This is a genomic window from Ruegeria sp. YKSD163 (assembly GCF_059612905.1).
This window is the reverse complement of sequence record NZ_JBXWRM010000009.1, coordinates 94,322-119,367: the sequence shown is the minus strand read 5'-3', so window position 1 is coordinate 119,367 and position 25,046 is coordinate 94,322. Positions and strand designations below refer to the sequence as shown.

The following is a 25,046-nucleotide window of genomic DNA, read 5'->3' as shown; positions in this document are numbered from 1 at the left end:
ATTTCGGGGTCGGTACGGCGCAAAGGACTTTTCCGTGGTAAATCACCTCTACAAGAACGACCTGCCCGACGGGCTGGATCTGGGCCCCGTGGTGGCCATCGACTGCGAGACCATGGGGCTGAACCCCCATCGCGACCGTCTCTGTGTGATCCAGATGTCGGGCGGCGACGGAAACACCCATATCGTGCAGGTTGAAAAGGGCCAGACCGCCGCGCCCAACCTGTGCGCGATGCTCGAAAACTCCGGTGTGCTGAAGCTCTTTCATTTCGGCCGTTTCGACATTGCTGCGCTCTATCACGCCTTTGGCGCCCTGACCGCACCGGTCTATTGCACCAAGATCGCCAGCCGCCTGGTGCGCACCTATACCGACCGCCACGGGCTCAAGAACCTGTGCCAGGAGTTGCTGGGCGTCGATATCTCGAAACAGCAGCAGATGAGCGATTGGGGCGCCGAAACGCTCACAGATGCACAATTGGATTATGCCGCATCCGATGTCCTCTATCTGCACCGTCTGCGCGAGGCGCTGGATGGCCGGCTGGCGCGCGAAGGCCGCGCCGACTTGGCGCAATCCTGCTTTGATTTCCTGCCAACGCGGGCGCGGCTTGATCTTGTGGGTTGGCCCGAAACCGATATCTTTGCCCACTCATGACCGACCGCAGTTCTTTCATCGATACCGCGCGCCAGGTGGTGCTGGACGAGGCCCGGGCGCTTGACGCGCTGTCTGAGAGCCTGGGAGACGATTTTGCCGAGGCCGTGGACCTGATCCTGCGCACCAAGGGGCGCGTGATCGTTTCGGGCATCGGCAAATCGGGCCATATCGGCCACAAGATTGCCGCCACCCTGGCCAGCACCGGCACGCCCGCCTATTTCGTGCACCCGGCCGAAGCCAGCCATGGCGATCTGGGAATGCTCTCCGAGGACGACGTGGTGCTGGCCATCTCGAACTCGGGCGAGGCGCCGGAACTGGCCAACCTGCTGGCCTTTACCCGCCGCTTCGGCATTCCGCTGATCGGTTTGTCCAGCAAACCCGAAAGCTCGCTGATGCAGCAGGCGGATGTGCATCTGCTGATCCCGGCGCTGGGCGAGGCCTGCGGCTTTGGCATGGTGCCGTCGATCTCGACCACATTGACGCTGGCCATGGGCGATGCACTGGCCATCGCGCTGATGAAATATCGCGATTTCCGGCCCGAGAACTTTCGCGTCTTCCATCCCGGCGGCAAGCTGGGCGCGCGGCTCAGCCGGGTATCGGATCTGATGCACGGGGGCGAGGCAGTGCCGCTGATCGCTGCCAACACCCCGATGAGCGAGGCGCTGCTGGAGATCAGCCGCAAGGGCTTTGGCGTGGTCGGGGTCACCGATGATGCCGGCCATCTGGCAGGTATCGTCACCGATGGCGACCTGCGCCGCCACATGTCCGGCCTGCTGGACAAGACCGCCGCCCAGGTGATGACCGCCAACCCGACCACCATCGCCCCCGATGCGCTGGCCGAGGAAGCGGTAGCGATCATGAACGCGCGTAAGATCACCTCGCTCTTCGTGGTCGATCCGGCCGAGCCGGGCGTCGCGCGCGGCCTGCTGCATATCCACGACTGTCTGCGCGTCGGACTGGGCTAGGCGATGGCGGTCGACAGCTATTCCCGGGTTGTCCAATACCTCAAGGTGCTGTTGCCCCTAACTGCACTAGGTCTGCTGTCAGCCGTGTTCCTGCTGTCGTCGCGCGGGACGGATAGCGTTAGCCCGATTCCCTTTGCCGAGGATGAGATTGCCGACCGAACCCGCGGCCAGCAGGTCACAGGCCCGTTCTTTTCAGCAGTCACCCCAAAGGGCGAACAGATCCAGGTGCAGGCAACGCTGGCCCGACCGGGTGGCGATAACGCACCCGCCGAGGCTACCGACCTTGTCGCCGAGCTGCTCTTGCTGGGGGGAAGGCGGATCCGGCTGACCTCGAATCTGGGCACCGTGCAAATGGACAAGGACCTGGCGATCTTTACCGGCAACGTGGTGATAACCACCTCGGATGGGCTGACGGTGACCACCGAGCAACTCAACGCAGGGTTGAGCGGAATATCCGGTGAAACCCCTGGCAGCGTGCGCGGAACCGGACCTATCGGAGAGTTTACAGCAGGTTCTATGCAAATGGGGGCTGAAAACGAGGATGGCCCTGTCCATATTCGTTTCAAGAATGGCGTGAAACTGCTATATGACCCGAAAGCTGCGGAAAGATAACGTGTGATCGAAATTCGTGCATTGATCCTGGGCCTCGTCCTGGCCCTGGGTGCCGTTGCGGCGCAGGCCGAGGGCACAAAGGTTGCTTTTGGGGCCGTCAAGGCCGACCCGACGCTGCCGGTCGAAGTGACCGCCGACACCCTTGATGTAAGCCAGGAGGACGGCTCGGCCGAGTTTCAGGGCAATGTGATGGTCTCGCAGGGCGAGATGCGGCTGTCGGCCAAACGGGTGCTGGTGATCTACAATCAGCAGGCCTCGGGGATCGAACGGCTGGAGGCCACGGGCGACGTTGTGCTGGTCAGCGGCCCCGACGCCGCTCAGGCCCAGCGCGCCGATTACACCATCGGTACCGGTGTCATCGTGATGACGGGTGATGTCCTGCTGACCCAGGGCAAGAATGCGCTGAGTTCAGGAAAGATGACCGTCAACCTGACTTCGGGCACCGCCCAGATGGTTGGTCGCGTGAAAACCATCCTCAACTCGGACGGCGACTGATGAGCAAACCCCAGCTGACCGTGACCGAGGGCTCCTCGGGCCTCAGAATCGAGAAGTTACGGAAGTCTTACCGCAAGAAAACGGTGATCCGTGACGTCACGATGACGCTTGGCCGATCTGAGGTGGTGGCACTGCTGGGACCGAACGGATCTGGAAAGACGACCACCTTCTACTCGGTGGCGGGGCTGGTCTTTCCCGAGGCGGGAAAAGTCATCATCGACGGACAGAATGTGACCACCCTTCCGATGTATCGCCGCGCTCGGATGGGGATCGGCTATCTGCCACAGGAAATGTCGATCTTTCGCGGGCTCAGCGTCGAAGACAACATCCTTTCGGTGCTCGATATCACCCAGAAACACGCCCACAAGCGGCGCGAGCGGCTGGAAGAGCTGTTGTCGGACTTCTCGATCGAACACCTCCGCCGCGCCCCTGCACTGGCGCTGTCTGGCGGCGAACGCCGCCGGGTCGAGATTGCCCGCTGTCTGGCCGCCGATCCGAAATACCTGCTGTTGGACGAACCCTTTGCCGGGGTCGATCCGATCAGTGTGGGCGATATCCGGCATCTGGTCTCTGACCTCAAGAATCGAGGCATCGGCGTTCTGATTACCGACCACAACGTGCGCGAAACCCTCGAAATCGTCGACCGCGCCTATATCCTGCATGACGGGCAGGTGCTGATGTCGGGCAGCCCCGAGGAAGTGGTGGAGAACGAGAATGTCCGCCGCGTCTATCTTGGCGAGAATTTCCGCATCTCCTGATCCTTACAAAGACTCAACGACTGGTGGAAATCATGTCGCGCCCGCGCGGTTGCCATTGACAGCGGGCGCGTCTCTTGCCTCAATTGGGCTATGGCAAAGCACCGGATCGAAGCTGTTTCTGGTCACCCCTTCAGAGAAGGGAACAAACAGCCGCAACCCGGCGCCGCGTCAATTCCCGTCACCCGAAAATAACAGGCAAGCCGCATTTCGCGGCGTCAATAAGGGTGAAATTTGTGAAGGAGATCACATGCGTTATCAAATCAGCGGAAAACAGATCGACATCGGTGCGGCCTTGCAAAACCACGTTCAGACCGAACTGGGTGAGGTGGTGTCGAAATATGCGCAGCGTCCCACCGACGCCCATGTCGTGTTTTCCCGTTCGGCGCATGAATATGTATGCGAAGCCACCGTTCATCTGTCGACCGGCCTGACTGCCCAGGCCAAGGCCCACGCAACCGAGATCTATGCAGCGTTCGACAGCTGTTGCGAGAAGATGGACAAGCAACTGCGCCGCTACAAGCGACGACTGAAGGACCACCACAAGGACCGGGTCGAGCCGGTTGAACTCTTCGGAGCCTCGTCCTATATCCTCGCCTCGGAAGAACCGGACGCGCAAAGCGAGCCCGACTCGCTGCAGCCGATGATCGTCGCCGAAATGGAGACCAAGATTCCATCGCTGTCAGTTGGCGAGGCCGTGATGCAGATGGAACTGGCTGGCGCCCCGGTGCTGGTGTTTCGGAATGAAAGCAAGGACGGGTTGAACGTCGTGTACCGCCGCGAAGACGGCAACATCGGCTGGATCGATCCGTAATAGGCAAGACACGAACTGCGCGCGCCCGGCACCGCCGGTGGCGCGCGCGAGGAGCAAGACCTTATGGAGCTTTCGAGCATCCTCAAGCCCAACGCGGTCCGCGTCATCGGCGCCGCGTCGAGCAAGAAGAGATTATTTCAGGAAATCACGGACTTGGCTGAAGTGAGCCTAAAGCTGGACGCTCAGGAAATGCTTGAGGCTCTGCTTGAGCGCGAGAGTCTGGGGCCAACCGGTGTAGGTCACGGCGTCGCGCTGCCACATGCCCGGCTCAAAGGCCTGGAACAGGTGGCGGGCGTCTTCGTCCTGCTGGAGAAACCGCTCGATTTCGGTGCCGTCGACCGCCAGCCGGTCGACCTGGCATTTGCGCTTTTTGCACCCGAGGACGCCGGTGTCGAGCACCTCAAGGCTTTGGCGCTGGTCTCGCGCACCCTGCGCGAGCAGTCGGTCTGCACCAAGCTTCGGGCCAACCCGGATCCGACCAAACTCTATGCCATCCTGACCGAATCACATCCACTTCAGGCGGCGTGATTGACGTGTTCGGCACGAAAGAAGGGCCCCCTCGGGGCCCTTTTTGCTTGCGACGTCACGTCAGGAGTTCAGGCCCCCATTTCCAGGGCCCACCAGATCTTGCCGTTGTTTTCCTGGAACCACGCAAATCCCATCATGGTTGCTTTGGGGTCCAGGATGACGGAGCGCGGGCCGGGTTGTTCCATCCAGGCCGCCAGCGTCTCGACCTCGGTTTCATACGTCTCCGAGATCGCCTCGCCCAAGAAGACGCCAGGATAGCCGGCACGGCGGGCACGGTCGATCGGTGACGACCCGTCAGACCCGAAATGCCACGGCCGATTCTGCACCGACATGTCGCGCGCATGGGTGGCTGCGGCCGCGTTCAGTTCAGGATTGAGCTGCACCGGCAGCAGACCCGATGCCTGCCGCAGGGCATTGACCGAATCGAGCATCCTGAACTGCAACTTCGAGGCATCGCCGCGAATCCGGTAGACCTTGGGCAACGGTTTGCCGTCCGAGCCAAGCTGCGTCGGACCCCCGGTATCGGTACAGGCGGCCAGCGCCAGAAAACAAGCAAGAAGAATGGAAATCAGTCGCGTCATGGTCACACCGCATCCTATTGTCGGCCTCTCAGATAACCTTTGACCGGTTGCGATGCAAATCCTGCCTCTATCTCAGGCGACATATGGGTACGGTTTGATTTGCGACTGCGTCCCTAAGGCCATATTATGCACACTATCCTGTGAATTTCTGCGTAAAGGTCCTTTTGATGGTCAAGAAACCCACCTCACTTTCGACCCGGCGTAGCTTCATTGTCGGTGCCGCCTCGGTGCTCGGCACGCCCACGCTGGCACAATTCACCTCCGAAGACCCGCTGCGCCCTGCGCCCGAACCCGAGCCGCCGGTCCGTCGGAATATCTCCAGCTTCCGCGCGCTTGACTGGCAACCCTATTTCTCGAACACCCGTAACGGTGCCATTCTGGTCGATACCGTATCGCGTGCGCTTCATTACTGGTCCGAGGACCAAAGCGTCTATCGGCTGTTCCCATCTTCGGTTCCGCTTACCGATGAGCTGACCCGCCGTGGCCGCACCAGCGTGATTCGCAAGGTTGTCGGTCCCAGTTGGGCCCCGACCCCATCGATGAAGAAACGCAACCCGGAATGGCCCGATTACATCCCGCCGGGGCCTGACAACCCGCTGGGCACCCATGCGCTCTACCTCAGCTGGAAATACTATCGCATTCATGGAACCCATGACACGCGCAAGATCGGCCGCAGATCATCCAATGGCTGCATCGGTCTTTACAACGAGCATATCGCCCAGCTGTTCGATCTGACCAAAGTTGGCACGCAGGTGTTGCTAATTTGACGACATTTCGGCAGGCAAAGCAGCTTGTCGCGCAACAACCGTTTGCATTCCAACCGCATAGCTGATTAGAAAAAACTCACGAGGTAAGTCTTGGGTGCGCGGTTCAAAAATTGATGAATCGCGCAAATTCTGGAGGTTAACATGAAGAAACTCGTTCTCGCCGCTGCTCTGTCCGCTGCCGCATCGACCGCTTTCGCTGGCAACCTGGCCGAGCCGGTTGTCGAAGCACCGGTCATCGTCGAAGAGACCCAGAGCTCGTCGAGCGGCATCCTGCTGCCCCTGATCCTGCTGGTTCTGGTCGGCGCCGCTGTTGCAGCCAACAACTAATAGATTGGCCTAGCGCCAGTTGTAAGAAAGGCGGTGGTCTCCACCGCCTTTTTTATTGCCCTCTCAACATGTTGCCCCGCAGGGCACGACCTGGCGGTCAGTCCAGCCAACCGCCCAGATTGCTTTCGACCACCTTGGCCAGCGCCGCGATATGGGCATCCTCGTCGTTGAGACAAGGGATATAGGTAAAGCTCTCGCCGCCCGCGTGCACAAAGCTCTCGCGAATCTCTTCGTTGATCTCTTCCAAGGTCTCGATGCAATCGGAGGAAAAGGCCGGTGCAACCACGGCGATATTGAGCTTACCCTGCCGCGCCAGTTCTGCCACGTGATCGACCGTATAGGGTTTCAGCCATTCTTCGGGGCCGAATCGCGACTGAAAGGTCGATATAACCTCGCTCTTGTCCCAGCCCAGACGCTCGCGCAGCAGCCGCGTGGTTTTCACACACTGGCAATGATACGGGTCGCCCTGCATCAGATAGCGTTCGGGCATGCCGTGATACGAGCAGACCAGAACGTCGGGCCGACGGTCCATCGCCGCATAGGCGCGCTCGATCGATTGTGCCAGCGCGTCGATATAGACCGGTTCGTCGAAATAGGCCGGCACGGTACGCGCGGCGGGTTGCCAGGCCTCGTCCATCAGTGCGCGAAAGAACTGGTCGTTGGCCGTCGCGGTCGTGGCCCCGGCATATTGCGGATAGAGCGGAAAGAACAGGATACGGTCGCAGCCCTCGGCCACCATCTGGCGCACCTTGGACTTGGTCGAGGGATTGCCGTAGCGCATGCAGAAATCCACCAGCACCCGGTCGCCATACCGTTCGGCCAGCGCCGCGCGCAGCTTGGCGGTCTGATCCTTGGTGATCGTCATCAGCGGGCTTTCGCCCTTGTCATGATTCCAGATGGATTTATAGGCCGCGCCCGAACTGAACGGCCGCTTGGTCAGGATGATCCCCTGCAGGATCGGTTGCCATTTCCAGGCCGGATAGTCGATCACACGCTTGTCGGACAGAAACTCGTTCAGATAGCGGCGCATCGGCCAATAGGAATAGTCGTCGGGCGTACCAAGATTGGCCAGCAACACACCGATGCGACCCATTTTCACCTTGGGGTGGTCAGCGGGCGCGTGGGCGGGGCGGGTGGCGTCGAACATATCTGGCTTCCTGAATTTCTGCGGGCTTCGGTCTGAGATAACGGTAAATCTCCTGCCGTCAATCGGACAAAGGCGTTTCCGATGTACCCAGCGCCGCCGCCAACCGGGCGCTGGCCGACCCCGGACGCAGCGGTTTGGGCTGGCTTTCATCCGGCGCCCAACCAGTCAGGCAGATCAGTTCAAACGTGGCGGGCAGGCGGTTTTCGGTCGTGGCGAAATGGGCGGAATATATGTCCTCTGCCCGCGTGAACACCGCACGCCGCGTCGGGCGACGCAGACGCGCGGACAGGGCATTGGCCTCTCCCATATGGCGCAGGTCCCGCATCAGGTGCGGCAGGTCGCGGTATTCGGCGGTGAGCGTCAGGCTGTCGGCCACCGGCAGCGCCAGCCCGGCCCGCTGGAGCAGCGCGCCCAGATCGCGAATCTCGGCCATCGGCGCCACCCGCGGACTGATACCACCGGTGACCAGGGATTCAGCCTCGGCAAGCGATGCGCGCAGTTGATGTAGGGTCTGGCCGCCAAAGCAGATCGCCAGAAACAGCCCGTCGGGCCGCAGCGCGCGCCGACACTGGATCAATTGCCCCACCGGGTCGTTCGCCCAGTGCAAGGCCATGGCATGCACCAACAGATCGCAGCTTTGCGGGGTCAGATCGAGCGTCTCGTCCTCGGCCACAAGCCGGGCCGTCGGAAAGTGCCCGGCCCAGAGCGACGGTGCCGGGGTCACCACCGCCATATCCGTAAAGGTTCTGTTAACCAAAGACAGGCGATCCTGAACCTCGTCCAGCGCGGCGTGGTGCAGGAAAAGCGCCGTGTCCCGCATTCTGGCACGGCGCGCGGCCAATGCGGCGCTATCGACCAGCGCGGGGGGCAGAGAGGAACCGGGTGTCGTCATGAGGCGCAGTTAACCCATGTGGCAACAGATTCAAACCGCGATCGAAACGGTCTATCCCCCGCGCTGCCTGGGCTGCGGCGATCTGGTAACATCCGATTTCGGGCTGTGTGGCAAATGCTGGCGCGACACGCCCTTTATCGACGGCACCGTCTGCGACAGTTGCGGCGCCCCCCTGCCCGGCGCCCGCGACGGGCACCGGATTGAATGCGACGACTGCATGACCCACCCGCGCCCATGGTCCGACGGGCGCGCCGCGCTTCTCTATACCGGGCGGGCCCGGCGCATGGTGCTGGCCCTGAAACACGGCGACCGGCCCGAACTGGCCCGACCCGGCGGGCTGTGGATGGCCCGCGCGGCAGCACCCCTGTTGCGGCCAAACATGCTGATCGCGCCCGTACCGCTACATTGGTCACGCCTGCTGCGCCGTCGCTATAACCAGTCCGCCCTCTTGGCTCAGAGCATCAGGCGCCAGACCGGTCTGCAGGTCTGCCCCGACCTTTTGGTTCGCGATCGCGCCACGCCGATGCTTGAAGGGCTGAGCTCCACCCAGAGGGCCGAAACCCTTGCAAACGCGATCTCGGTCCATCCTCGACGGCGCCGCAGGCTGGCGGCGCGCAAGCTGTTGCTGATCGACGATGTGATGACCTCGGGCGCGACCCTGGCGGCATCTACGCAGGCCTGTCTGAACGCGGGCGCTGATCAAGTTTTCGTTTTGGTACTGGCGCGGGTTACGCGCGAGGCATAGCTGCGCAAGCACCAAACCCGCGCCTGTCGAAAAACCGGTCTCCACTTTCGCCGGAAATGATCTAGATTGGCGCGAAACGAAGGATACCCGGATGAAACCCGTCGAAATCTATACCTCGCCGCTTTGCGGTTTCTGCCATGCGGCCAAACGGCTGCTGGATCAGAAAGGCATCGCCTTTACCGAAATCAACGTGCTGACCAACCCCAAGCGCAAGCCCGAGATGATCCAGCGCGCGGGCGGGCGCCGTACGGTGCCGCAAATCTTTATCGGCGGTCAGCACGTGGGTGGCTGCGACGATCTCTATGCGCTGGAACAGGACGGCAAGCTCGATCCGCTGCTGGCCTCCGGATGAAAACCGCGCTGCTGCAACTCACCTCGTCGGACGACCCGGCGGCCAATCTGGACATGGTTCGGGGCATGGTCGCCGAGGCCGCGGCGGGGGGCGCCCGCTGGGTGCTGACACCCGAGGTGACCAATTGCGTCTCGAACAGCACCACACGCCAGCGCGAGGTGTTGCAGCACGAAGGGGACGACATCACCCTGGCCGGGCTCAGGGAACAGGCGGCCGAGCTGGGAATCTGGCTGCTGATCGGCTCGCTCGGGCTCAAGACACACGATGCCGACGGGCGATTTGCCAACCGGTCATTCATGATCGGGCCGGATGGGGGGATCGTGGCCCGCTATGACAAGATCCACATGTTCGACGTGCAGGTGACCGAAACCGAAACCTTTCGCGAATCGGCCAATTACCGGCCGGGTGGCCGGGCCGTGCTGGCCCCGACCGAATTCGGCACCGTGGGGATGACAATCTGTTATGACCTGCGTTTTCCGCATCTGCATGCGGCGCTCGCACAGGCAGGAGCGACCATCCTGACCGTTCCGGCAGCCTTTTCGCCAGTGACCGGCGCCGCGCATTGGGAATCGCTGCTCAGGGCACGGGCGATCGAAACCGGTTGCTGGGTTCTTGCCCCGGCCCAGACCGGCACCCATCCGCACAACCGCGGCAAACCACGCCACACCCATGGTCACAGCCTTGTCGTTGCCCCCTGGGGCGAGGTGCGGATCGACGCAGGCACCGAACCGGGCATTCACATCTTCGATCTGGATGATACATCTGTTACAGAGGCGCGACGCAGAGTCCCAAGTTTGACTCACATACGCGCTTTCGAAGGACCCTGACCCAGTGACGAGATGGCTGACGATATCCACACCCTGGCGGTCTCGCTGTTCAGCGAGATCCTGACTGCAGACCAACTGTTGCGCAACCGGCTCAGCCGGGTGCTTCCCAAAGGTATGGAAATCTCGCATTTTTCGGTCCTGAACCATCTGGTCTTTGTCGGAGATGAGCGCACCCCGGCACAGCTGGCCAGCACGTTTCACGTGACCAGGGGGGCGATGACCAATACGCTCGCCAAGCTGGAATGGGCTGGATATATCCATATCCGCCCGGACTGGGACGATGCCCGGCGCAAGATGGTGGCGATCAGCCCGGCGGGACGTCAGGCACGCGATCAGGCAATCTCGATGATTGCGCCGCTGATCGATCATGTGGTGGGCGAACTGGGTACCGAGCGCGTTCGGCTGGCCCTGCCGGTACTGCGGGATCTGCGGATCAAACTGGAAAACAACTGAACCGGAAATCAAAGATTTCCGGCCAGGAAAATTGCGAATTTTCCTGGCCGTTTTCCGTATCGGAAAACGGCGCGCCTAGCGCGGCCGCAGGCTGGCGGTTACGTAGTTGACGCTCAGATCGCGATCCGAGATAGACCACTGCCACGAAATCGGGTTGAACACGAATCCCTTGCGATCCACCGGATCCAGCCCTGCCTGCCGCAGCAGGTCGAACAATTCATCCGGGGTGATGAACTTCGACCACTCATGCGTTCCGCGCGGCAGCCAACGCATCACCACCTCGGCCCCAAGGATCGCCATCGCATAGGATTTGGGATTGCGGTTGATGGTCGAGCAGATCTGCAACCCACCCGGTTTCAACAGATCATGGGTCGCCCGCAGATAGGACAGCGGATCAGCCACATGCTCGACCACCTCCATATTCAGCACCACGTCGAACAGCTCACCCGCCTCGGCCAGCGCCTCGGCGGTAGTGTGGCGATAGTCGATTTCCAGGTCCGACTGTTCCGCATGAATGCGCGCCACCGGCAGATTTCCCTCGGCGGCATCTGCTCCAACCACCTCGGCCCCCAGCCTTGCCATCGGCTCGCTCAGCAATCCGCCGCCACAGCCGATATCGAGCAGCCGCAATCCGGCAAAGGGCCGATGCACGGTCAGGTCCCGGTCGAATTCGCCCGCGATCTGCCGGGTGATATAGTCCAGGCGGCAGGGGTTGAGCATATGCAGCGGTTTGAACTTGCCATGGGGATCCCACCATTCGGCGGCCATCGCCTCGAATTTCGCGATCTCTGACGGGTCGACCGTGTTCGGATGCGCTTGCATTCCTGTCTCCGTGTGCTCTTTTACCCATTGCGGACTATATAGGCCTGTAATGGACAAAAACCCGGACCAAAAGCGCGCAATGCAATATCTCTATCCGCCGATCGACCCGTTCGACCAGCGGATGCTGGATGTTGGTCAGGGTCACCACGTCTATGTAGAGCAAAGCGGCAATCCCAACGGCATCCCTGTCGTGGTTCTGCATGGCGGTCCGGGCGGTGGATGCAGCCCGGCGATGCGGCGCTATTTCGATCCTGCGGTGTACCGGGTGATTCTCTTCGATCAGCGCGGTTGTGGCCGGTCGCGACCTCATGCCTCGGTCACCGACAACACCACCTGGCATCTGGTTTCCGATATCGAACGTATCCGCAAAGCGCTGGAGATCGACAGCTGGATCGCCTTTGGCGGCAGTTGGGGCGCCACCCTGGCACTGGTTTATGCCCAGACCTATCCCGACCGCGTTACCCGGCTGGTGCTGCGCGGCGTATTCCTGATGACCCGGGCCGAGTTGGACTGGTTCTATGGCGGCGGCGCCGGGCGGTTCTGGCCAGAACCCTGGTCGCGCTTTGCTGCATTGATCCCCGAGAATGAACGCGGCGACATGATCACCGCCTATCACAAACGCCTGTTCTCGGGCGATATGGCGCAAGAGATCCGCTATGCCCGCGCCTGGTCGGCCTGGGAGAACGCGCTCGCCTCGATCCATTCAAACGGCACAACGGGCGAAAGCCCCGGCGATTATGCCCGTGCGTTTGCCCGGCTCGAGAATCACTATTTCATCAACGACGGCTTCCTGGAATTCGACGGCCAGATCCTCGCCAATATGGGACGTATCTCGCATATTCCCGGCCATATCGTGCAGGGGCGCTATGACATGATCTGCCCACCCAGCTCAGCCTGGAAGCTCAGCGAGCTATGGCCCAGTTGCGAACTACGGATGATCCGCAATGCCGGCCACGCCCTGTCCGAACCGGGCATCAGCGCCGAACTGGTGCGCATCATGGACGGCATCGCACAGGAGGTCGCGACATGACCCGGATCGACCGCCGCGCGCTGTTCGCCTCGGGTGCTGCCGCAGCCCTTTTGGCCTCGACGGGCATGTCGCTGGCCGACCGGCCCCGGGCGGGGGGCACCCTGCGTCTGGCGGTTCCGCGAGACGACAGCCTGGAACGGATCGCGCGCGGTGCCGTTTTCGACACCCTGACCGAGATCGCGCCCGACGGCACCCTCAGGGGTGAACTGGCCACCGGCTGGCAACCCGATGACAGCGCCCGGGTCTGGAGCTTTGATCTGCGCGAGGATGTTACCTTTCACGATGGCACGCGGTTCTCTGCCAGCGATGCCGCCGCGTCGCTGGCCGAAATCGGCCTGACCGAGACGCTTGGCCCCGCGCGGCTGCGGCTGGAACTGGCCGAAGCCGATCCCGGCCTGCCCTTCCGGCTGGCCGATATCCGCTTTGCCATCACCCGCGCGGGCGCGGCGGTCACGCCGCTGGAACAGGCCAACGGCACTGGTTGTTACCGGGTCGAACGGGCGCAGGACGGGCGGCATTTCCTGGGCCGCAAGGTTGACGATCACTACAATCAGGGTCAGGCCGGATGGGCCGACACGGTCGAGGTGATCGTGATCCCCGACCCCGCCGTCCGGGCCGAGGCACTGCGCGACGGATATGTCGATGTCGCCGCCCTGCCCCTTCCCGACGGGCTGCGCGACCGCGCCCGGTTCCGCTATCACCCCTCCGAGGACGACATGGCGCTCGCCGCCGCCGTCTCGGTCGGCCTGCCGCGCCAGATCGGCAGCCGTAGTCCGCTGGACGATGGCCGCATCGCGGAACGCTGGTGGGTTGGGTAAACCAGCTTTCGAATCCCACCCCCTTGCAGACTCACCCCATCCCGCGTATATGCCTTGACAACAGCGGCGCGTCGGGCACTGGCCTGGGGTTCCACCGGAATAGATCGACGGGCCGCGCGCCCGTTTTTTTGTGCCCGGAGCTTGGGTAAGACACGAGATGACCAACAACCTGATAGCAAAGGCCGCCATCGACCGGCGCCTGGCCGAGATCGTCAGCCCCGTGATCGCGGATCTGGGATACGAGCTGGTGCGCATTCGCCTGATGAGCGGCAAGAGCACCACGCTTCAGATCATGGCCGACAAGCCCGATGGCGGTATCGAGGTGGACGATTGCGCCGCGATCTCGAACGCGGTCAGCGCCACGCTGGATGTCGAGGATCCGATCCTGGATGCCTATACGCTCGAAGTGTCAAGCCCGGGCATTGACCGGCCGCTGACCCGGCTCAAGGATTTCGAGATGTTCGAAGGCTACGAGGCCAAGATCGAAACCACCGAGATGATCGACGGCCGCCGCCGGTTCAAGGGTGAACTGGCTGGTGTCGAGGGCAACGAGGTGCTGATCAACATCGACCAGAATGGCGAAACGGTGACCATCGGCCTAGAATTCGACTGGCTGAGCGATGCCAAGCTGGTTCTGACCGACGACCTGATCAAAGAAATGCTGCGCCAGCGCAAGGCCGCCGGCGTTCTGAACGAAGACCAATTCGACGAAATCGTAGAGGAAGCGCCCGAAACGGGCGCCACGACCATGGCCCGCGACGGGTCCGAAGAGGAGACGAAGTAATGGCAATCACCTCTGCAAACCAGCTTGAGCTGCTGCAAACCGCCGAGGCCGTGGCCCGTGAAAAGATGATCGACCCCGGTCTGGTGGTCGAGGCGATGGAGGAATCCCTCGCCCGCGCGGCCAAGAGCCGCTACGGCGCCGAGATGGACATCCGCGTCCACATCGACCGCAAGACCGGCAAGGCGACCTTTACCCGTGTCCGCACCGTTGTCGCCGATGACGAGCTTGAGAATTATCAGGCCGAGTTCACTGTCGAACAGGCCAAGCAGTACATGGAAAATCCGCAGATCGGCGATACTTTCGTCGAAGAGGTGCCGCCGGTCGAGATGGGCCGTATCGCCGCGCAATCCGCCAAGCAGGTGATCCTGCAAAAGGTGCGCGAAGCCGAGCGGGATCGTCAGTACGAAGAATTCAAGGACCGCGCCGGCACCATCATCAACGGCCTCGTCAAGCGCGAGGAATACGGCAACGTCATCGTCGATGTGGGTGCGGGCGAGGCGATCCTGCGTCGCAACGAAAAGATCGGCCGCGAAAGCTATCGCCCGAACGACCGTATCCGCTGCTACATCAAGGACGTGCGCCGCGAGCCGCGCGGGCCGCAAATCTTCCTGTCGCGCACCGCGCCGGAATTCATGGCCGAACTGTTCAAGATGGAAGTGCCGGAAATCTATGACGGCATCATCGAGATCAAGGCCGTGGCCCGAGACCCAGGCAGCCGCGCCAAGATCGCCGTGATCTCCTATGACAACTCGATCGACCCGGTCGGCGCCTGTGTGGGTATGCGCGGCAGCCGCGTGCAGGCCGTTGTCAACGAGCTGCAGGGCGAAAAGATCGACATCATCCCGTGGAACGAGGATCAGCCGACCTTCCTGGTGAACGCGCTGCAACCGGCCGAGGTGTCGAAGGTGGTGTTGGACGAAGAAGCCGGCAAGATCGAGGTCGTGGTCCCCGAGGAGCAGCTGAGCCTGGCCATCGGTCGTCGGGGCCAGAACGTGCGCCTTGCGTCGCAGCTGACCGGTCTCGACATCGACATCATGACAGAGGCCGAGGAATCGGCGCGCCGTCAGAAGGAATTCGAGAGCCGCACCGCGCTGTTCATGGAAACCCTCGATCTGGACGAGTTCTTTGCCCAGCTGCTGGTCTCCGAAGGCTTCACCAATCTCGAAGAGGTCGCCTATGTCGAGCTTGACGAGCTTCTGGTGATCGACGGAGTCGACGAAGGCACCGCCGAAGAGCTTCAGGCCCGTGCCCGAGACTATCTCGAGGCACAGGCCAAGGCGGCGCTGGACAATGCCCGCGCCCTGGGAGCCGAGGATAGCCTTATTGAATTCGAGGGCCTGACACCCCAAATGGTCGAGGCATTGGCCAAGGACGACGTCAAGACGCTGGAAGATTTCGCAACCTGTGCCGACTGGGAGCTGGCCGGTGGCTGGACCACGGTCGACGGTCAGCGGGTCAAGGATGACGGTATTCTGGAACCCTTCGACGTTTCGCTGGAAGATGCGCAGGATATGGTGATGACCGCCCGCGTCATGTTGGGCTGGGTGGATCCGACAGAACTGCTCGAAGAGGCGGAAGAGACCGACGAGGGCGAAACCGCAACCGACGAGGAGGCCGAGGCCTGATTCCGGGCCGACGGAGATAACGCATGACACGTGGCGGTGCACATAAAGACCGGACCGAAGGTCCCGAGCGCAAGTGCATTGCCACGGGCGAGGCACGGCCTAGATACGGGCTTATCCGTTTCGTGGCCGGCCCCGACGGGCAACTGGTGCCCGATATCGCGGGCAAACTGCCCGGACGCGGCACCTATGTGGCCGCAGACCGGGACACGCTGCAAAAAGCCGTGGACAAGAAACTCTTTGCTCGCGGCCTGAAACAGCAGGTGCAGGTGCCCGACGGGCTGGTGGACGAGGTCGAGCGACAACTGATCCGCCGCGTTGTCGACCTGCTCAGCCTGGCACGCAAGTCCGGCGACGCAGTCGCGGGATACGAAAAGGTCAAGACCTGGCTCGACAAGGAAGAGGCGCAGGTCCTGATCCAGGCCTCGGACGGATCGGGCCGAGGCAAGACCAAACTGAGCACGCCGCATTTCGGCAAATACATTGGTTGGCTCACGGCGGATGAATTGGGCATGGCTTTTGGCCGCCAAACAGTGATACATGCGGCGCTGGCCTCTGGTGGACTCGCCAAACGTGTTGTAGAGGAAGCGCAACGCCTTCGTGGAATGCGCAAAACGGATGACGGCGGCAAGGGCCGCGCGGAAGGGTAAGAAGCTTTATGAGCGATACTGACGGCAAAAAGACATTGGGTCTGCGTGGTTCCCGCCCCGGGAACGTGAAACAGAGTTTCAGCCACGGACGGACCAAGAATGTCGTGGTGGAAACCAAGCGCAAGCGCGTGGTGGTCCCCAAGCCCGGCGCCGGAAAGCCGAGCGCCGGTGGTTCTTCGCCGGCCGGAGACCCTTCGCGCCGTCCCGCCGGGATTTCCGACGCCGAGATGGAGCGCCGGCTGAACGCGCTCAAGGCCGCCAAGGCCCGCGAATCCGAAGAAGCCGCGCAGCGCGAGGCCGAGGAGAAGGCGCGCGCCGAAGAGCGTGAACGCCGCCGGGCCGAGCAAGAGGCCAAGGAGCGCGAACAGCGCGAAGCCGAGCAGCGTGCCCGCGAAAAGGCCGAGGAAGAGGAGCGTCAGCGCCTCGAAGCGGAAGAAGAGGCCAAGCGCGCCGCCGCGCGTGCCGCCGCCGAGCAGGAAGCACCCAAGCCCGAACGCAGCGCCGAGCGTGCGCCGGCGTCGGCCCGCCCCGACAGTGGTGACAATGCCCGCCGGGTCGACCGCGACCGCGAACGAGAGCAGCGCCAGACCCGTGGCAAAGGCCGTCAGGACGGACGCCGCTCGGGCAAGTTGACGCTCAGCCAAGTCACCGACGGTGAGGGCGGGCGCCAGAAATCACTGGCCGCGATGAAGCGCAAGCAGGAGCGCGCCCGGCAAAAAGCCATGGGCAGCGCCGCCGAGCGCGAAAAGGTGATCCGCGAGGTTCAGTTGCCCGAGGCGATCGTGGTTTCCGAACTTGCCAACCGCATGGCCGAGCGTGTGGCCGATGTGGTCAAGGAACTGATGAAGATGGGCATGATGGTCACTCAGAACCAGACCATCGACGCCGACACCGCCGAACTGATCATCGAGGAATTCGGCCACAAGGTTGTCCGGGTTTCGGATTCCGACGTCGAAGACGTCATCTCGGATATCGAGGACGCCGAAGAAGACCTCAAGCCGCGCCCGCCGGTCATCACGATCATGGGCCATGTCGACCACGGGAAAACCTCGCTTCTGGATGCGATCCGCGACGCCAAGGTTGTTGCGGGCGAGGCCGGTGGCATCACCCAGCATATCGGCGCCTATCAGGTCAAAACCGATGGCGGCACAACGCTCAGCTTCCTCGATACGCCGGGCCACGCGGCCTTTACCTCGATGCGCTCGCGCGGTGCTCAGGTGACCGATATCGTGGTTCTGGTTGTTGCCGCTGATGACGCGGTGATGCCGCAGACCGTCGAGGCGATCAACCACGCCAAGGCCGCCGGCGTGCCGATGATCGTGGCGATCAACAAGATCGACAAACCCGAGGCGAACCCGACCAAGGTGCGCACCGACCTGCTGCAGCACGAAGTTGTGGTTGAGGCGATGTCGGGCGAAGTGCAGGATGTCGAGGTTTCGGCCAAGACTGGCGAAGGTCTGGACGAGCTGCTGGAAGCGATCGCACTGCAGGCCGAGATCCTGGAACTCAAGGCCAACCCCGACCGCCCCGCACAGGGTGCGGTGATCGAGGCGCAGCTGGATGTGGGCCGTGGCCCGGTTGCCACCGTGCTGATCCAGAAGGGAACGCTGCGCCAGGGCGACATCTTTGTCGTGGGTGAGCAATACGGCAAGGTCCGCGCCCTGATCAACGACAAGGGTGAGCGCGTCACCGAAGCCGGTCCTTCGGTGCCGGTCGAGGTGCTGGGCCTGAACGGCACGCCCGAGGCAGGCGACGTTCTGAACGTGACCTCGACCGAGGCACAGGCCCGCGAGATCGCGGAATACCGCGCCCAGGTCGCCAAGGACAAACGCGCCGCCGCCGGTGCCGCCACCACGCTGGAACAGCTGATGGCCAAGGCCAAGGCGGACGAGAATGTCGCCGAACTGCCGATCCTGGTGAAAGCCGACGTGCAGGGCTCTGCCGAGGCGATCGTTCAGGCGATGGAAAAGATCGGCAACGACGAGGTGCGCGTGCGCGTGCTGCATTCGGGCGTTGGTGCCATCACCGAGACCGATGTGGGCCTCGCCGAGGCATCCGGCGCGCCGATCATGGGCTTCAACGTCCGGGCGAACGCAAGCGCGCGTAACACCGCCAACCAGAAGGGCGTCGAGATCCGGTATTATTCGGTGATCTATGACCTGGTCGACGACGTCAAAGCGGCCGCGAGCGGCCTGCTGAGCGCGGAAATTCGCGAGAACTTCATCGGCTACGCGAATATCAAAGAGGTGTTCAAGGTCTCCAACGTCGGCAAGGTCGCCGGTTGTCTGGTCACCGAAGGTGTCGCCCGCCGCTCTGCCGGTGTGCGCCTGCTCCGCGACAACGTGGTGATCCACGAAGGCACGCTGAAAACCCTCAAGCGCTTCAAGGACGAAGTGTCCGAAGTGCAGTCGGGCCAGGAATGCGGCATGGCCTTTGAAAACTACGACGATATCCGCCCCGGCGACGTGATCGAGATCTTCGAGCGCGAGGAAGTCACCCGGTCGCTGACCTGATCGGAGGCAGAAAACAGATTGATGGGGCGGCTCTTGCGAGCCGCCCTTTTTCGTCTCGCGTTCATGGGGTTAACCAAAAAAGAGGCAAGAAAAGGCCCCATGCCTCTTCTTGCCCTCAAGACCCGTGTGAGTGGTGGTCTTTAAACTCTCGAACTTTCCACGTTACGCCTTGGGCTGCCAGCCTTGCGGCACATCCGCTTCGGATTTCTTGCTGCGAACCATGGCTTCTCCATGCAAAAGCACGCCGCATCAAACATCCATGTCCTCCGGAAAGAAAAGGGTCGACACAACGTTCTGACCCAATGCTTCCGGCATACACGGTATACACCATCGCGCACGAGAAATCACATGAGAATTCGCCCGAAAACAGTATTCAAAGCGCCGCAAGAAATCAGCATCTAGCTTAAATGTTTGCTCGGAATACCAAATTTGCACAGATTACCAAACGTCAAGACATGATGAATATGACAAGAACCCATTACAACCAGTCGCGCAGGATCGGGATCAGCGGGATATCCGCTGCTGGCATCGGGTAGTTGCGAAGTTCGTTTGCACGTACCCATGTCAGCGCCTGCCCCTCGCGCGACTGGGGGATACCCTCCCATTTTCGGCAGGCAAACAGCGGCATCAGCAAATGGAAATCATCATAGCTGTGGCTGGCAAAGGTCAGTGGCGCCAGGCACGAGGCCCAGGTATTGATCCCCAGTTCCTCGTGCAGCTCGCGGATCAGCGCCAGTTCGGGCGTCTCGCCGGGTTCGACCTTGCCGCCGGGAAACTCCCACAAACCGGCCATCGACTTGCCTTCCGGGCGCTGCGCCAGCAGCACCCGGCCATCTACGTCGATCAGCGCGACGGCGGAAACGAGAACGGTTTTCACGAGCGGTAATCCGCGTTGATCTCGATATATCCGTGGGTCAGATCGCAGGTCCAGACGGTGGACTTGCCTTCGCCAAGGCCCAGATCGACACCAATGACCAACTCCTGCCCCTTCATATAGGCGGCAGCGTCCTCTTCACGGTAACCCGGGCTGACCCAGCCCTTTTCGGCCACCAGGATATCGCCGAACGAGATGCTCAGCAGGTCGCGGTCAGCGGCGGCGCCGGATTTGCCGATCGCCATCACCACCCGGCCCCAGTTCGGGTCTTCGCCCGCAATCGCGGTCTTGACCAATGGCGAGTTGGCAATCGCCAGACCGTGCACCTTGGCATCGGTATCGCTGACCGCGCCTGTCACCCGGATCTCGACAAACTTGGTGGCGCCTTCACCGTCACGCACCACTTGCTGTGCGAGGTCCAGCATCACCTCTTCCAGCGCGGCGGCGAATTCGGCATTGCCCGTCGCATCCACACCCGAAGCACCCGTCGCACACAGAAGAAGCGTGTCCGAGGTCGAGGTGTCGCTGTCCACGGTAATGCAGTTGAAGGTGCGGTCGGTCATCGCCGACAGCATCGCCTGCAACGCACCTTGTTCGACTCGGGCATCGGTAAAAATATAGACCAGCATTGTCGCCATATCCGGGGCGATCATGCCCGAGCCCTTGGCGATCCCGGCGATCTTGACCATCTTGCCATCGATCCCGACGGTCCGGCTGGCGCCCTTGGCAAAGGTATCAGTGGTCATGATGGCGCGGGCGGCATCCTCCAGCGCGTCGGGGTTCAGCGCCGCGTTCAGATCGCCCAGCTTGGCCACGATACGCTCGTGTTTCATCGGCTCGCCGATCACCCCGGTGGACGAGGTAAAGACCCGTTCAACCGGCACACCTGTCACATCTGCCACCGCCTGCGTCACCTCGGCCACCGAGGTCTGGCCGTAATGGCCTGTAAACGCGTTGGAGTTGCCTGAATTGACGAGGATCGCGGCCGGTCCGTTGCTGGCGCCGCCGATCTTGGCCTGACAGTCCAACACCGGCGCCGAGCGGGTGGCCGACCGGGTGAACACCCCGGCAACCGAGGTACCCGGAGCCAACACCGCCAGCATCACATCGGTGCGACCCTGATAGCGCACCCCGGCCGCGATACTGGCCAGCTGCACACCGTCGATGACGGGCAGCATCGGAAACGTGGCCGGGGCCAAAGGGGAAACCTTGGTGATCTTCGCCATTTCGGCCTTACTCCTGCACCAATTCCAGCTGCCGCAGCACGCCGGGTTCGATCCCGTTCAGATCGGGCTTTTCAATCTCGCTGTCCTTGGTCAGCTCGGCCAATCGCGCGTCGATGGCATCCTGCTGGATGCGTCCGGCCAGTTCGTCGCGCACCTCGTCCAGCGGCGGGGCCTCGGACTTGCGCTTGTCATTGAGGATGATCACGTGCCAGCCGAACTGGGTCTGCACCGGGTCCGAGATCTGGCCCGCGTTCAGCGCCACGACCGCCTGTTCGAATTCCGGCACCATCGCGCCCGCTCCGAACCAGCCCAGCGCACCGCCATTGGGCCCGGACGGACCGGTGGATTTCTCCTTGGCGGTGGCGGCGAAATCGGCGCCGTTGTCGAGCAGCTCCTTGACGGCCTTGGCGTCGTCCTCGGACGGGACCAGGATATGCGAGGCATTGTATTCCTCGCCACCGAACCCGTCGGCATATTGCGCGTCATAGGCCGACTGGATCGCCTCGTCGGTGGTGGCGGCGGCCATGATCTCTTCGATGGTCTCACCCGCCAGCAACGAGCGCTCCTCGTTCTCCAGCGACAACACGACCTGTTTCGGGGTCTCACCCGTCTGTTGCTGTTTCAACAGTGTCTGCTGCACCAGCTGGTCCAGGATACCTTCGAACAACACATCGTCGGGCAGTTGCTGATACTGCTGCGGCAGCAAGGCACGCGCGACGATCATGTGACCCAACGTGATCTCTTCGCCATTGACGCGGGCCACAACCGTGTCCGCCTCGGCCTTTGTCTCGGCCGCGACCGGCAGGGCCAGCACCAGCGCAAGCGCCAGCGATGGCAAGATTGTGAGACCTTTGGGCATTGATTCATCCTATTTCCAGGCCGCAACGGGGCGCGGCGTTGACACTCTGGACCCTGCCGCTTACATCGCTTGAAGCCTTTGACAGGACCGCCTTCACCCCCCGTATCTATGGGTTGCGCGCAAGGCGGACAAGCCTGTCGTAACCATGACAGAACAAATCCGCTGGAGTGCACATGCTGGGACTTGGAACGCTTGCCAAAAAGGTGTTCGGAACGCCGAATGACCGCAAGATCAAGGCAACCCGCCCGGTGGTCGCCCAGATCAACGCGCTGGAAGAGGAATTTGCCAAGCTTACCGACGAGGGGCTGAAGCAAAAGACCGACGAACTGCGCAAACGCGCGCTGGACGGCGAAAGCCTGGATGCGCTCTTGCCCGAGGCCTTTGCCAACTGCCGTGAAGCCGCCAAGCGGGCCCTGGGCCTGCGCGCCTTTGACACCCAGCTGATGGGCGGCATGTTCCTGCATCAGGGCAATATCAGCGAGATGAAGACGGGCGAGGGCAAGACGCTGGTCGCCACCTTTCCCGCCTATCTGAACGCGCTGACCGGCAAGGGCGTGCATGTGGTCACGGTGAACGAATACCTGGCCAAACGCGACTCGGAATGGATGGGCAAGGTGTTTGGCGCGCTGGGCATGACGACCGGCGTGATCTGGTCCGGCCAGCCCGATGACCAGAAGATGGCCGCCTATCAAAGCGACATCACCTATGCCACCAACAACGAGCTTGGCTTCGACTATCTGCGCGACAACATGAAGGGCGAGTTGAGCGAGGTCTATCAGAAGCAGCACAATTTCGCGATCGTGGACGAGGTCGACTCGATCCTGATCGACGAGGCGCGCACGCCGCTGATCATCTCGGGCCCTGCGCAGGATCGCTCTGATCTCTATGTCGCCATCGACGCACTCCTGCCCTCGCTTTCAGACGATCATTTCGAACTGGACGAAAAGACCCGCAACGTCACCTTTACCGACGAAGGCAACGAGTTCCTCGAAGCGCAACTGGTCGCGCGTGGCCTGCTGCCCGAGGGTCAGTCGCTCTATGATCCCGAAAGCACGACCATCGTGCACCACGTCAACCAGGGTCTGCGCGCGCACAAGCTGTTCCAGCGCGACAAGGATTACATCGTGCGCGATGGTGAGGTTGTGCTGATCGACGAATTCACCGGCCGCATGATGCCGGGCCGCCGTCTGTCCGATGGCCTGCACCAAGCGATCGAGGCCAAAGAGAACGCACAGATCCAGCCCGAGAACGTGACGCTGGCCAGTGTGACTTTCCAGAACTACTTCCGCCTTTACGACAAGCTTTCGGGCATGACCGGTACAGCCCTGACCGAGGCCGAGGAATTTGCCGAGATCTATGGTCTGGGTGTCGTCGAGGTTCCGACCAACAAACCGATCGCGCGCAAGGACGAGGACGACCAAGTCTATCGCACCGCGGCCGAGAAATACGCCGCCATGATTGCCGAGACCAAGAAGGCGCATGAAAAGGGCCAGCCTGTTCTGCTCGGCACCACCTCGATCGAAAAGTCCGAGATGCTGAGCCAGATGCTGACCAAGGAAGGCATCGAACACAACGTCCTGAACGCCCGTCAGCACGAGCGCGAGGCGCAGATCGTGGCCGAGGCCGGCCGCTATGGCGCGGTGACCATCGCCACCAACATGGCCGGTCGCGGCACCGACATCCAGCTGGGCGGCAATGTCGAGATGAAGGTTCTGGCCGCCTTGGCCGAAAACCCCGAGGCCGACCCAGCAGAGCTTCGCGCCGCCGAGGAAGCCCGCCACGCCGAGGAAAAGCAAAAGGTACTGGATGCCGGCGGCCTTTATGTGATGGCCTCGGAGCGGCATGAAAGCCGTCGCATCGACAACCAGCTGCGCGGTCGCTCGGGCCGTCAGGGCGACCCGGGCCGTACGGTGTTCTACCTCAGCCTGGAAGACGACCTGATGCGTATCTTCGGCTCGGAACGGCTGGACAAGGTGTTGACCACGCTGGGCATGAAGGAAGGGGAGGCGATCGTCCACCCCTGGGTGAACAAGTCGCTCGAACGCGCCCAGGCCAAGGTCGAGGGCCGCAACTTCGACATGCGTAAAAACGTGTTGAAATTCGACGACGTGATGAACGATCAGCGCAAGGTGATCTTCAACCAGCGGCGCGAGATCATGGCGACCGAGGATCTGTCGGATGTGGTCGCCGACATGCGCGAGCAGGTGATCGACGACCTGATCGACCAATACATGCCGCCCAAGACCTATGCCGACCAGTGGGATACCCAAGGCCTTTATGCCGCCGTTATCGAAAAGCTGGGTATCGACGTTCCTGTCATCGAATGGGCCGCCGAAGAAGGCGTGGATGACGATGAAATCCGCGAACGCCTGATCAAGGCCTCGGGCGAATACATGACGCAAAAGGCCGCCGATTTCGGACCCGAGAACATGCGCAACATCGAGAAGCAGGTGCTGTTGCAGACCATCGACAGCAAATGGCGCGAGCACCTGCTCAAGCTGGAACATCTGCGCTCGGTCGTCGGATTCCGGGGCTATGCGCAGCGCGATCCGCTGAACGAATACAAGACCGAAAGCTTTCAGCTGTTCGAAGGATTGCTGGATAGCCTTCGCGAGACCGTCACACAGCAATTGTCCCGCATTCGCATGCTGAGCGAAGAGGAACAACGCCAGATGATGGCGCAGATGTTGGCCCAGCAGAATCAGGCCGAACAGGCGGCAGAGCAGGCCGAAGCAGTTGCCGAGGCCAAGGCTTCGGGCGATGCACGCCCCGGCTTTGTCGAGGACGACCCCAGCACATGGGGCAACCCCTCGCGCAACGATCTGTGCCCCTGCGGGTCTGGCAAGAAATTCAAGCATTGCCACGGGCGGCTGGCCTGAGGCCCCCGCCACAATGACTCCCCCCGGCGGCCATAAACTGGCCGCCTTCTATAACGACAC

The 25,046-nt window shown here is 62.1% G+C and carries 27 protein-coding genes; 20 read left to right on the top strand and 7 right to left on the bottom strand.

From position 1 onward, the window contains the following. Positions 1-34: 34 nt before the first annotated feature. The 7 genes from AC2FNA_RS13565 (at position 35) to ptsN (ending at position 4,818) form a co-directional block, all read left to right on the top strand. Entirely contained in the window at positions 35-649 is a 615-nt protein-coding gene (locus AC2FNA_RS13565) for a ribonuclease D (protein ID WP_496827347.1), read from the top strand. Then, positions 646-1,614 carry a KpsF/GutQ family sugar-phosphate isomerase gene (locus AC2FNA_RS13560; protein WP_496827345.1) on the top strand — a complete coding sequence of 323 codons (969 nt, stop codon included), beginning with the start codon at positions 646-648 and terminating at the stop codon, positions 1,612-1,614. The genes AC2FNA_RS13565 and AC2FNA_RS13560 overlap by 4 nt, the downstream gene beginning before the upstream one ends. A 3-nt stretch (positions 1,615-1,617) precedes the next feature. Continuing rightward, positions 1,618-2,226 carry a hypothetical protein gene (locus tag AC2FNA_RS13555; RefSeq protein ID WP_496827343.1) on the top strand — a complete coding sequence of 203 codons (609 nt, stop codon included), beginning with the start codon at positions 1,618-1,620 and terminating at the stop codon, positions 2,224-2,226. A gap of 3 nt (positions 2,227-2,229) precedes the next feature. Then, the gene (locus AC2FNA_RS13550; protein WP_496827341.1) at positions 2,230-2,721 is read left to right on the top strand and encodes an LptA/OstA family protein; all 492 of its coding nucleotides are present in this window, start codon (positions 2,230-2,232) and stop codon (positions 2,719-2,721) included. Then, positions 2,721-3,479, top strand: a complete 759-nt coding sequence (lptB, locus tag AC2FNA_RS13545) for an LPS export ABC transporter ATP-binding protein (RefSeq protein WP_496827339.1) — start codon at positions 2,721-2,723, stop codon at positions 3,477-3,479. Before AC2FNA_RS13550 ends, lptB begins: the two co-directional genes overlap by 1 nt. Before the next feature lie 247 nt (positions 3,480-3,726). Beyond that, positions 3,727-4,290 carry a ribosome hibernation-promoting factor, HPF/YfiA family gene (hpf, locus tag AC2FNA_RS13540; protein WP_496827487.1) on the top strand — a complete coding sequence of 188 codons (564 nt, stop codon included), beginning with the start codon at positions 3,727-3,729 and terminating at the stop codon, positions 4,288-4,290. A gap of 63 nt (positions 4,291-4,353) precedes the next feature. Then, positions 4,354-4,818, top strand: a complete 465-nt coding sequence (gene ptsN, locus AC2FNA_RS13535; RefSeq protein WP_234145286.1) for a PTS IIA-like nitrogen regulatory protein PtsN — start codon at positions 4,354-4,356, stop codon at positions 4,816-4,818. A 68-nt stretch (positions 4,819-4,886) separates the two neighbouring features. Here ptsN and dalA read toward each other — a convergent pair whose 3' ends face one another. Then, positions 4,887-5,399, bottom strand: a complete 513-nt coding sequence (dalA, locus tag AC2FNA_RS13530; protein ID WP_496827337.1) for a divisome-associated lipoprotein DalA — start codon at positions 5,397-5,399, stop codon at positions 4,887-4,889. 167 nt (positions 5,400-5,566) lie between these two features. Here dalA and AC2FNA_RS13525 point away from each other — a divergent pair, with 167 nt between their 5' ends. Together AC2FNA_RS13525 and AC2FNA_RS13520 are read left to right on the top strand one after the other, a co-directional pair. Beyond that, a complete protein-coding gene (locus AC2FNA_RS13525; RefSeq protein WP_496827335.1) occupies positions 5,567-6,166 on the top strand; it encodes a L,D-transpeptidase in 600 nt (199 codons plus the stop codon). Between the two features lie 141 nt (positions 6,167-6,307). Beyond that, positions 6,308-6,493 carry a hypothetical protein gene (locus tag AC2FNA_RS13520; RefSeq protein WP_234139223.1) on the top strand — a complete coding sequence of 62 codons (186 nt, stop codon included), beginning with the start codon at positions 6,308-6,310 and terminating at the stop codon, positions 6,491-6,493. A gap of 97 nt (positions 6,494-6,590) precedes the next feature. Here AC2FNA_RS13520 and hemH read toward each other — a convergent pair whose 3' ends face one another. Together hemH and AC2FNA_RS13510 are read right to left on the bottom strand one after the other, a co-directional pair. Next, the gene (gene hemH, locus AC2FNA_RS13515) at positions 6,591-7,640 is read right to left on the bottom strand and encodes a ferrochelatase (RefSeq protein WP_496827333.1); all 1,050 of its coding nucleotides are present in this window, start codon (positions 7,638-7,640) and stop codon (positions 6,591-6,593) included. A 58-nt stretch (positions 7,641-7,698) separates the two neighbouring features. Beyond that, a complete protein-coding gene (locus tag AC2FNA_RS13510) occupies positions 7,699-8,532 on the bottom strand; it encodes a class I SAM-dependent methyltransferase (RefSeq protein ID WP_496827331.1) in 834 nt (277 codons plus the stop codon). Between the two features lie 16 nt (positions 8,533-8,548). Here AC2FNA_RS13510 and AC2FNA_RS13505 point away from each other — a divergent pair, with 16 nt between their 5' ends. The 4 genes from AC2FNA_RS13505 (at position 8,549) to AC2FNA_RS13490 (ending at position 10,909) form a co-directional block, all read left to right on the top strand. Beyond that, positions 8,549-9,277 (top strand): double zinc ribbon domain-containing protein, encoded by a 729-nt coding sequence (locus AC2FNA_RS13505; RefSeq protein ID WP_496827329.1) that lies wholly within the window; start codon positions 8,549-8,551, stop codon positions 9,275-9,277. A 91-nt stretch (positions 9,278-9,368) separates the two neighbouring features. Further along, positions 9,369-9,629 carry a glutaredoxin 3 gene (grxC, locus tag AC2FNA_RS13500; RefSeq protein WP_496827327.1) on the top strand — a complete coding sequence of 87 codons (261 nt, stop codon included), beginning with the start codon at positions 9,369-9,371 and terminating at the stop codon, positions 9,627-9,629. Beyond that, positions 9,626-10,456 (top strand): carbon-nitrogen hydrolase family protein, encoded by an 831-nt coding sequence (locus tag AC2FNA_RS13495; RefSeq protein WP_496827325.1) that lies wholly within the window; start codon positions 9,626-9,628, stop codon positions 10,454-10,456. Before grxC ends, AC2FNA_RS13495 begins: the two co-directional genes overlap by 4 nt. 12 nt (positions 10,457-10,468) lie before the next feature. After that, positions 10,469-10,909, top strand: coding sequence for a MarR family winged helix-turn-helix transcriptional regulator (locus AC2FNA_RS13490; protein WP_234145293.1), 441 nt, complete (start codon positions 10,469-10,471; stop codon positions 10,907-10,909). Positions 10,910-10,984: 75 nt separating this feature from the next. Here the strand turns inward: AC2FNA_RS13490 and ubiG are convergent, their stop codons facing one another. Beyond that, entirely contained in the window at positions 10,985-11,731 is a 747-nt protein-coding gene (gene ubiG, locus AC2FNA_RS13485) for a bifunctional 2-polyprenyl-6-hydroxyphenol methylase/3-demethylubiquinol 3-O-methyltransferase UbiG (protein WP_496827323.1), read from the bottom strand. Between the two features lie 49 nt (positions 11,732-11,780). Here ubiG and pip point away from each other — a divergent pair, with 49 nt between their 5' ends. The 6 genes from pip (at position 11,781) to infB (ending at position 19,148) form a co-directional block, all read left to right on the top strand. Then, positions 11,781-12,761 carry a prolyl aminopeptidase gene (gene pip, locus AC2FNA_RS13480; RefSeq protein WP_496827321.1) on the top strand — a complete coding sequence of 327 codons (981 nt, stop codon included), beginning with the start codon at positions 11,781-11,783 and terminating at the stop codon, positions 12,759-12,761. After that, on the top strand, positions 12,758-13,579 hold the full coding sequence (locus AC2FNA_RS13475; protein ID WP_496827319.1) for an ABC transporter substrate-binding protein: 822 nt from the start codon (positions 12,758-12,760) through the stop codon (positions 13,577-13,579). The genes pip and AC2FNA_RS13475 overlap by 4 nt, the downstream gene beginning before the upstream one ends. Before the next feature lie 157 nt (positions 13,580-13,736). After that, positions 13,737-14,363 (top strand): ribosome maturation factor RimP, encoded by a 627-nt coding sequence (gene rimP / locus AC2FNA_RS13470; RefSeq protein ID WP_496827317.1) that lies wholly within the window; start codon positions 13,737-13,739, stop codon positions 14,361-14,363. Beyond that, positions 14,363-15,988, top strand: a complete 1,626-nt coding sequence (nusA, locus tag AC2FNA_RS13465) for a transcription termination factor NusA (protein WP_496827315.1) — start codon at positions 14,363-14,365, stop codon at positions 15,986-15,988. Before rimP ends, nusA begins: the two co-directional genes overlap by 1 nt. Before the next feature lie 23 nt (positions 15,989-16,011). Further along, the gene (locus tag AC2FNA_RS13460; RefSeq protein WP_496827313.1) at positions 16,012-16,635 is read left to right on the top strand and encodes an RNA-binding protein; all 624 of its coding nucleotides are present in this window, start codon (positions 16,012-16,014) and stop codon (positions 16,633-16,635) included. 8 nt (positions 16,636-16,643) lie between these two features. Next, a complete protein-coding gene (gene infB / locus AC2FNA_RS13455) occupies positions 16,644-19,148 on the top strand; it encodes a translation initiation factor IF-2 (protein ID WP_496827311.1) in 2,505 nt (834 codons plus the stop codon). Positions 19,149-19,626: 478 nt separating this feature from the next. Here infB and AC2FNA_RS13450 read toward each other — a convergent pair whose 3' ends face one another. Genes AC2FNA_RS13450 through AC2FNA_RS13440 form a run of 3 tightly spaced genes read right to left on the bottom strand, consistent with a single transcriptional unit; the run spans position 19,627 to position 22,107 of the window. Further along, positions 19,627-20,025, bottom strand: coding sequence for a (deoxy)nucleoside triphosphate pyrophosphohydrolase (locus AC2FNA_RS13450; RefSeq protein ID WP_234139209.1), 399 nt, complete (start codon positions 20,023-20,025; stop codon positions 19,627-19,629). Continuing rightward, on the bottom strand, positions 20,022-21,248 hold the full coding sequence (gene argJ, locus AC2FNA_RS13445; RefSeq protein WP_496827309.1) for a bifunctional glutamate N-acetyltransferase/amino-acid acetyltransferase ArgJ: 1,227 nt from the start codon (positions 21,246-21,248) through the stop codon (positions 20,022-20,024). Before argJ ends, AC2FNA_RS13450 begins: the two co-directional genes overlap by 4 nt. Positions 21,249-21,255: 7 nt before the next feature. After that, positions 21,256-22,107, bottom strand: a complete 852-nt coding sequence (locus AC2FNA_RS13440) for a peptidylprolyl isomerase (protein WP_496827307.1) — start codon at positions 22,105-22,107, stop codon at positions 21,256-21,258. Positions 22,108-22,280: 173 nt separating this feature from the next. Here AC2FNA_RS13440 and secA point away from each other — a divergent pair, with 173 nt between their 5' ends. Then, entirely contained in the window at positions 22,281-24,986 is a 2,706-nt protein-coding gene (gene secA / locus AC2FNA_RS13435; RefSeq protein WP_496827305.1) for a preprotein translocase subunit SecA, read from the top strand. Positions 24,987-25,046: the final 60 nt, after the last annotated feature.

Coding starts and splice junctions, on each gene's coding strand:
- lptB (WP_496827339.1), top strand. CDS start 2,721: ATGAGCAAACCCCAGCTGACCGTGACCGAGGGCTCCTCGGGCCTCAGA.
- AC2FNA_RS13505 (WP_496827329.1), top strand. CDS start 8,549: ATGTGGCAACAGATTCAAACCGCGATCGAAACGGTCTATCCCCCGCGC.
- AC2FNA_RS13440 (WP_496827307.1), bottom strand. CDS start 22,107: ATGCCCAAAGGTCTCACAATCTTGCCATCGCTGGCGCTTGCGCTGGTG.
- nusA (WP_496827315.1), top strand. CDS start 14,363: ATGGCAATCACCTCTGCAAACCAGCTTGAGCTGCTGCAAACCGCCGAG.
- hemH (WP_496827333.1), bottom strand. CDS start 7,640: ATGTTCGACGCCACCCGCCCCGCCCACGCGCCCGCTGACCACCCCAAG.
- infB (WP_496827311.1), top strand. CDS start 16,644: ATGAGCGATACTGACGGCAAAAAGACATTGGGTCTGCGTGGTTCCCGC.
- argJ (WP_496827309.1), bottom strand. CDS start 21,248: ATGGCGAAGATCACCAAGGTTTCCCCTTTGGCCCCGGCCACGTTTCCG.
- AC2FNA_RS13510 (WP_496827331.1), bottom strand. CDS start 8,532: ATGACGACACCCGGTTCCTCTCTGCCCCCCGCGCTGGTCGATAGCGCC.
- AC2FNA_RS13475 (WP_496827319.1), top strand. CDS start 12,758: ATGACCCGGATCGACCGCCGCGCGCTGTTCGCCTCGGGTGCTGCCGCA.
- grxC (WP_496827327.1), top strand. CDS start 9,369: ATGAAACCCGTCGAAATCTATACCTCGCCGCTTTGCGGTTTCTGCCAT.
- ubiG (WP_496827323.1), bottom strand. CDS start 11,731: ATGCAAGCGCATCCGAACACGGTCGACCCGTCAGAGATCGCGAAATTC.
- hpf (WP_496827487.1), top strand. CDS start 3,727: ATGCGTTATCAAATCAGCGGAAAACAGATCGACATCGGTGCGGCCTTG.
- ptsN (WP_234145286.1), top strand. CDS start 4,354: ATGGAGCTTTCGAGCATCCTCAAGCCCAACGCGGTCCGCGTCATCGGC.
- secA (WP_496827305.1), top strand. CDS start 22,281: ATGCTGGGACTTGGAACGCTTGCCAAAAAGGTGTTCGGAACGCCGAAT.
- AC2FNA_RS13460 (WP_496827313.1), top strand. CDS start 16,012: ATGACACGTGGCGGTGCACATAAAGACCGGACCGAAGGTCCCGAGCGC.
- pip (WP_496827321.1), top strand. CDS start 11,781: ATGGACAAAAACCCGGACCAAAAGCGCGCAATGCAATATCTCTATCCG.
- AC2FNA_RS13555 (WP_496827343.1), top strand. CDS start 1,618: ATGGCGGTCGACAGCTATTCCCGGGTTGTCCAATACCTCAAGGTGCTG.
- rimP (WP_496827317.1), top strand. CDS start 13,737: ATGACCAACAACCTGATAGCAAAGGCCGCCATCGACCGGCGCCTGGCC.
- AC2FNA_RS13495 (WP_496827325.1), top strand. CDS start 9,626: ATGAAAACCGCGCTGCTGCAACTCACCTCGTCGGACGACCCGGCGGCC.
- dalA (WP_496827337.1), bottom strand. CDS start 5,399: ATGACGCGACTGATTTCCATTCTTCTTGCTTGTTTTCTGGCGCTGGCC.
- AC2FNA_RS13525 (WP_496827335.1), top strand. CDS start 5,567: ATGGTCAAGAAACCCACCTCACTTTCGACCCGGCGTAGCTTCATTGTC.
- AC2FNA_RS13490 (WP_234145293.1), top strand. CDS start 10,469: ATGGCTGACGATATCCACACCCTGGCGGTCTCGCTGTTCAGCGAGATC.
- AC2FNA_RS13520 (WP_234139223.1), top strand. CDS start 6,308: ATGAAGAAACTCGTTCTCGCCGCTGCTCTGTCCGCTGCCGCATCGACC.
- AC2FNA_RS13560 (WP_496827345.1), top strand. CDS start 646: ATGACCGACCGCAGTTCTTTCATCGATACCGCGCGCCAGGTGGTGCTG.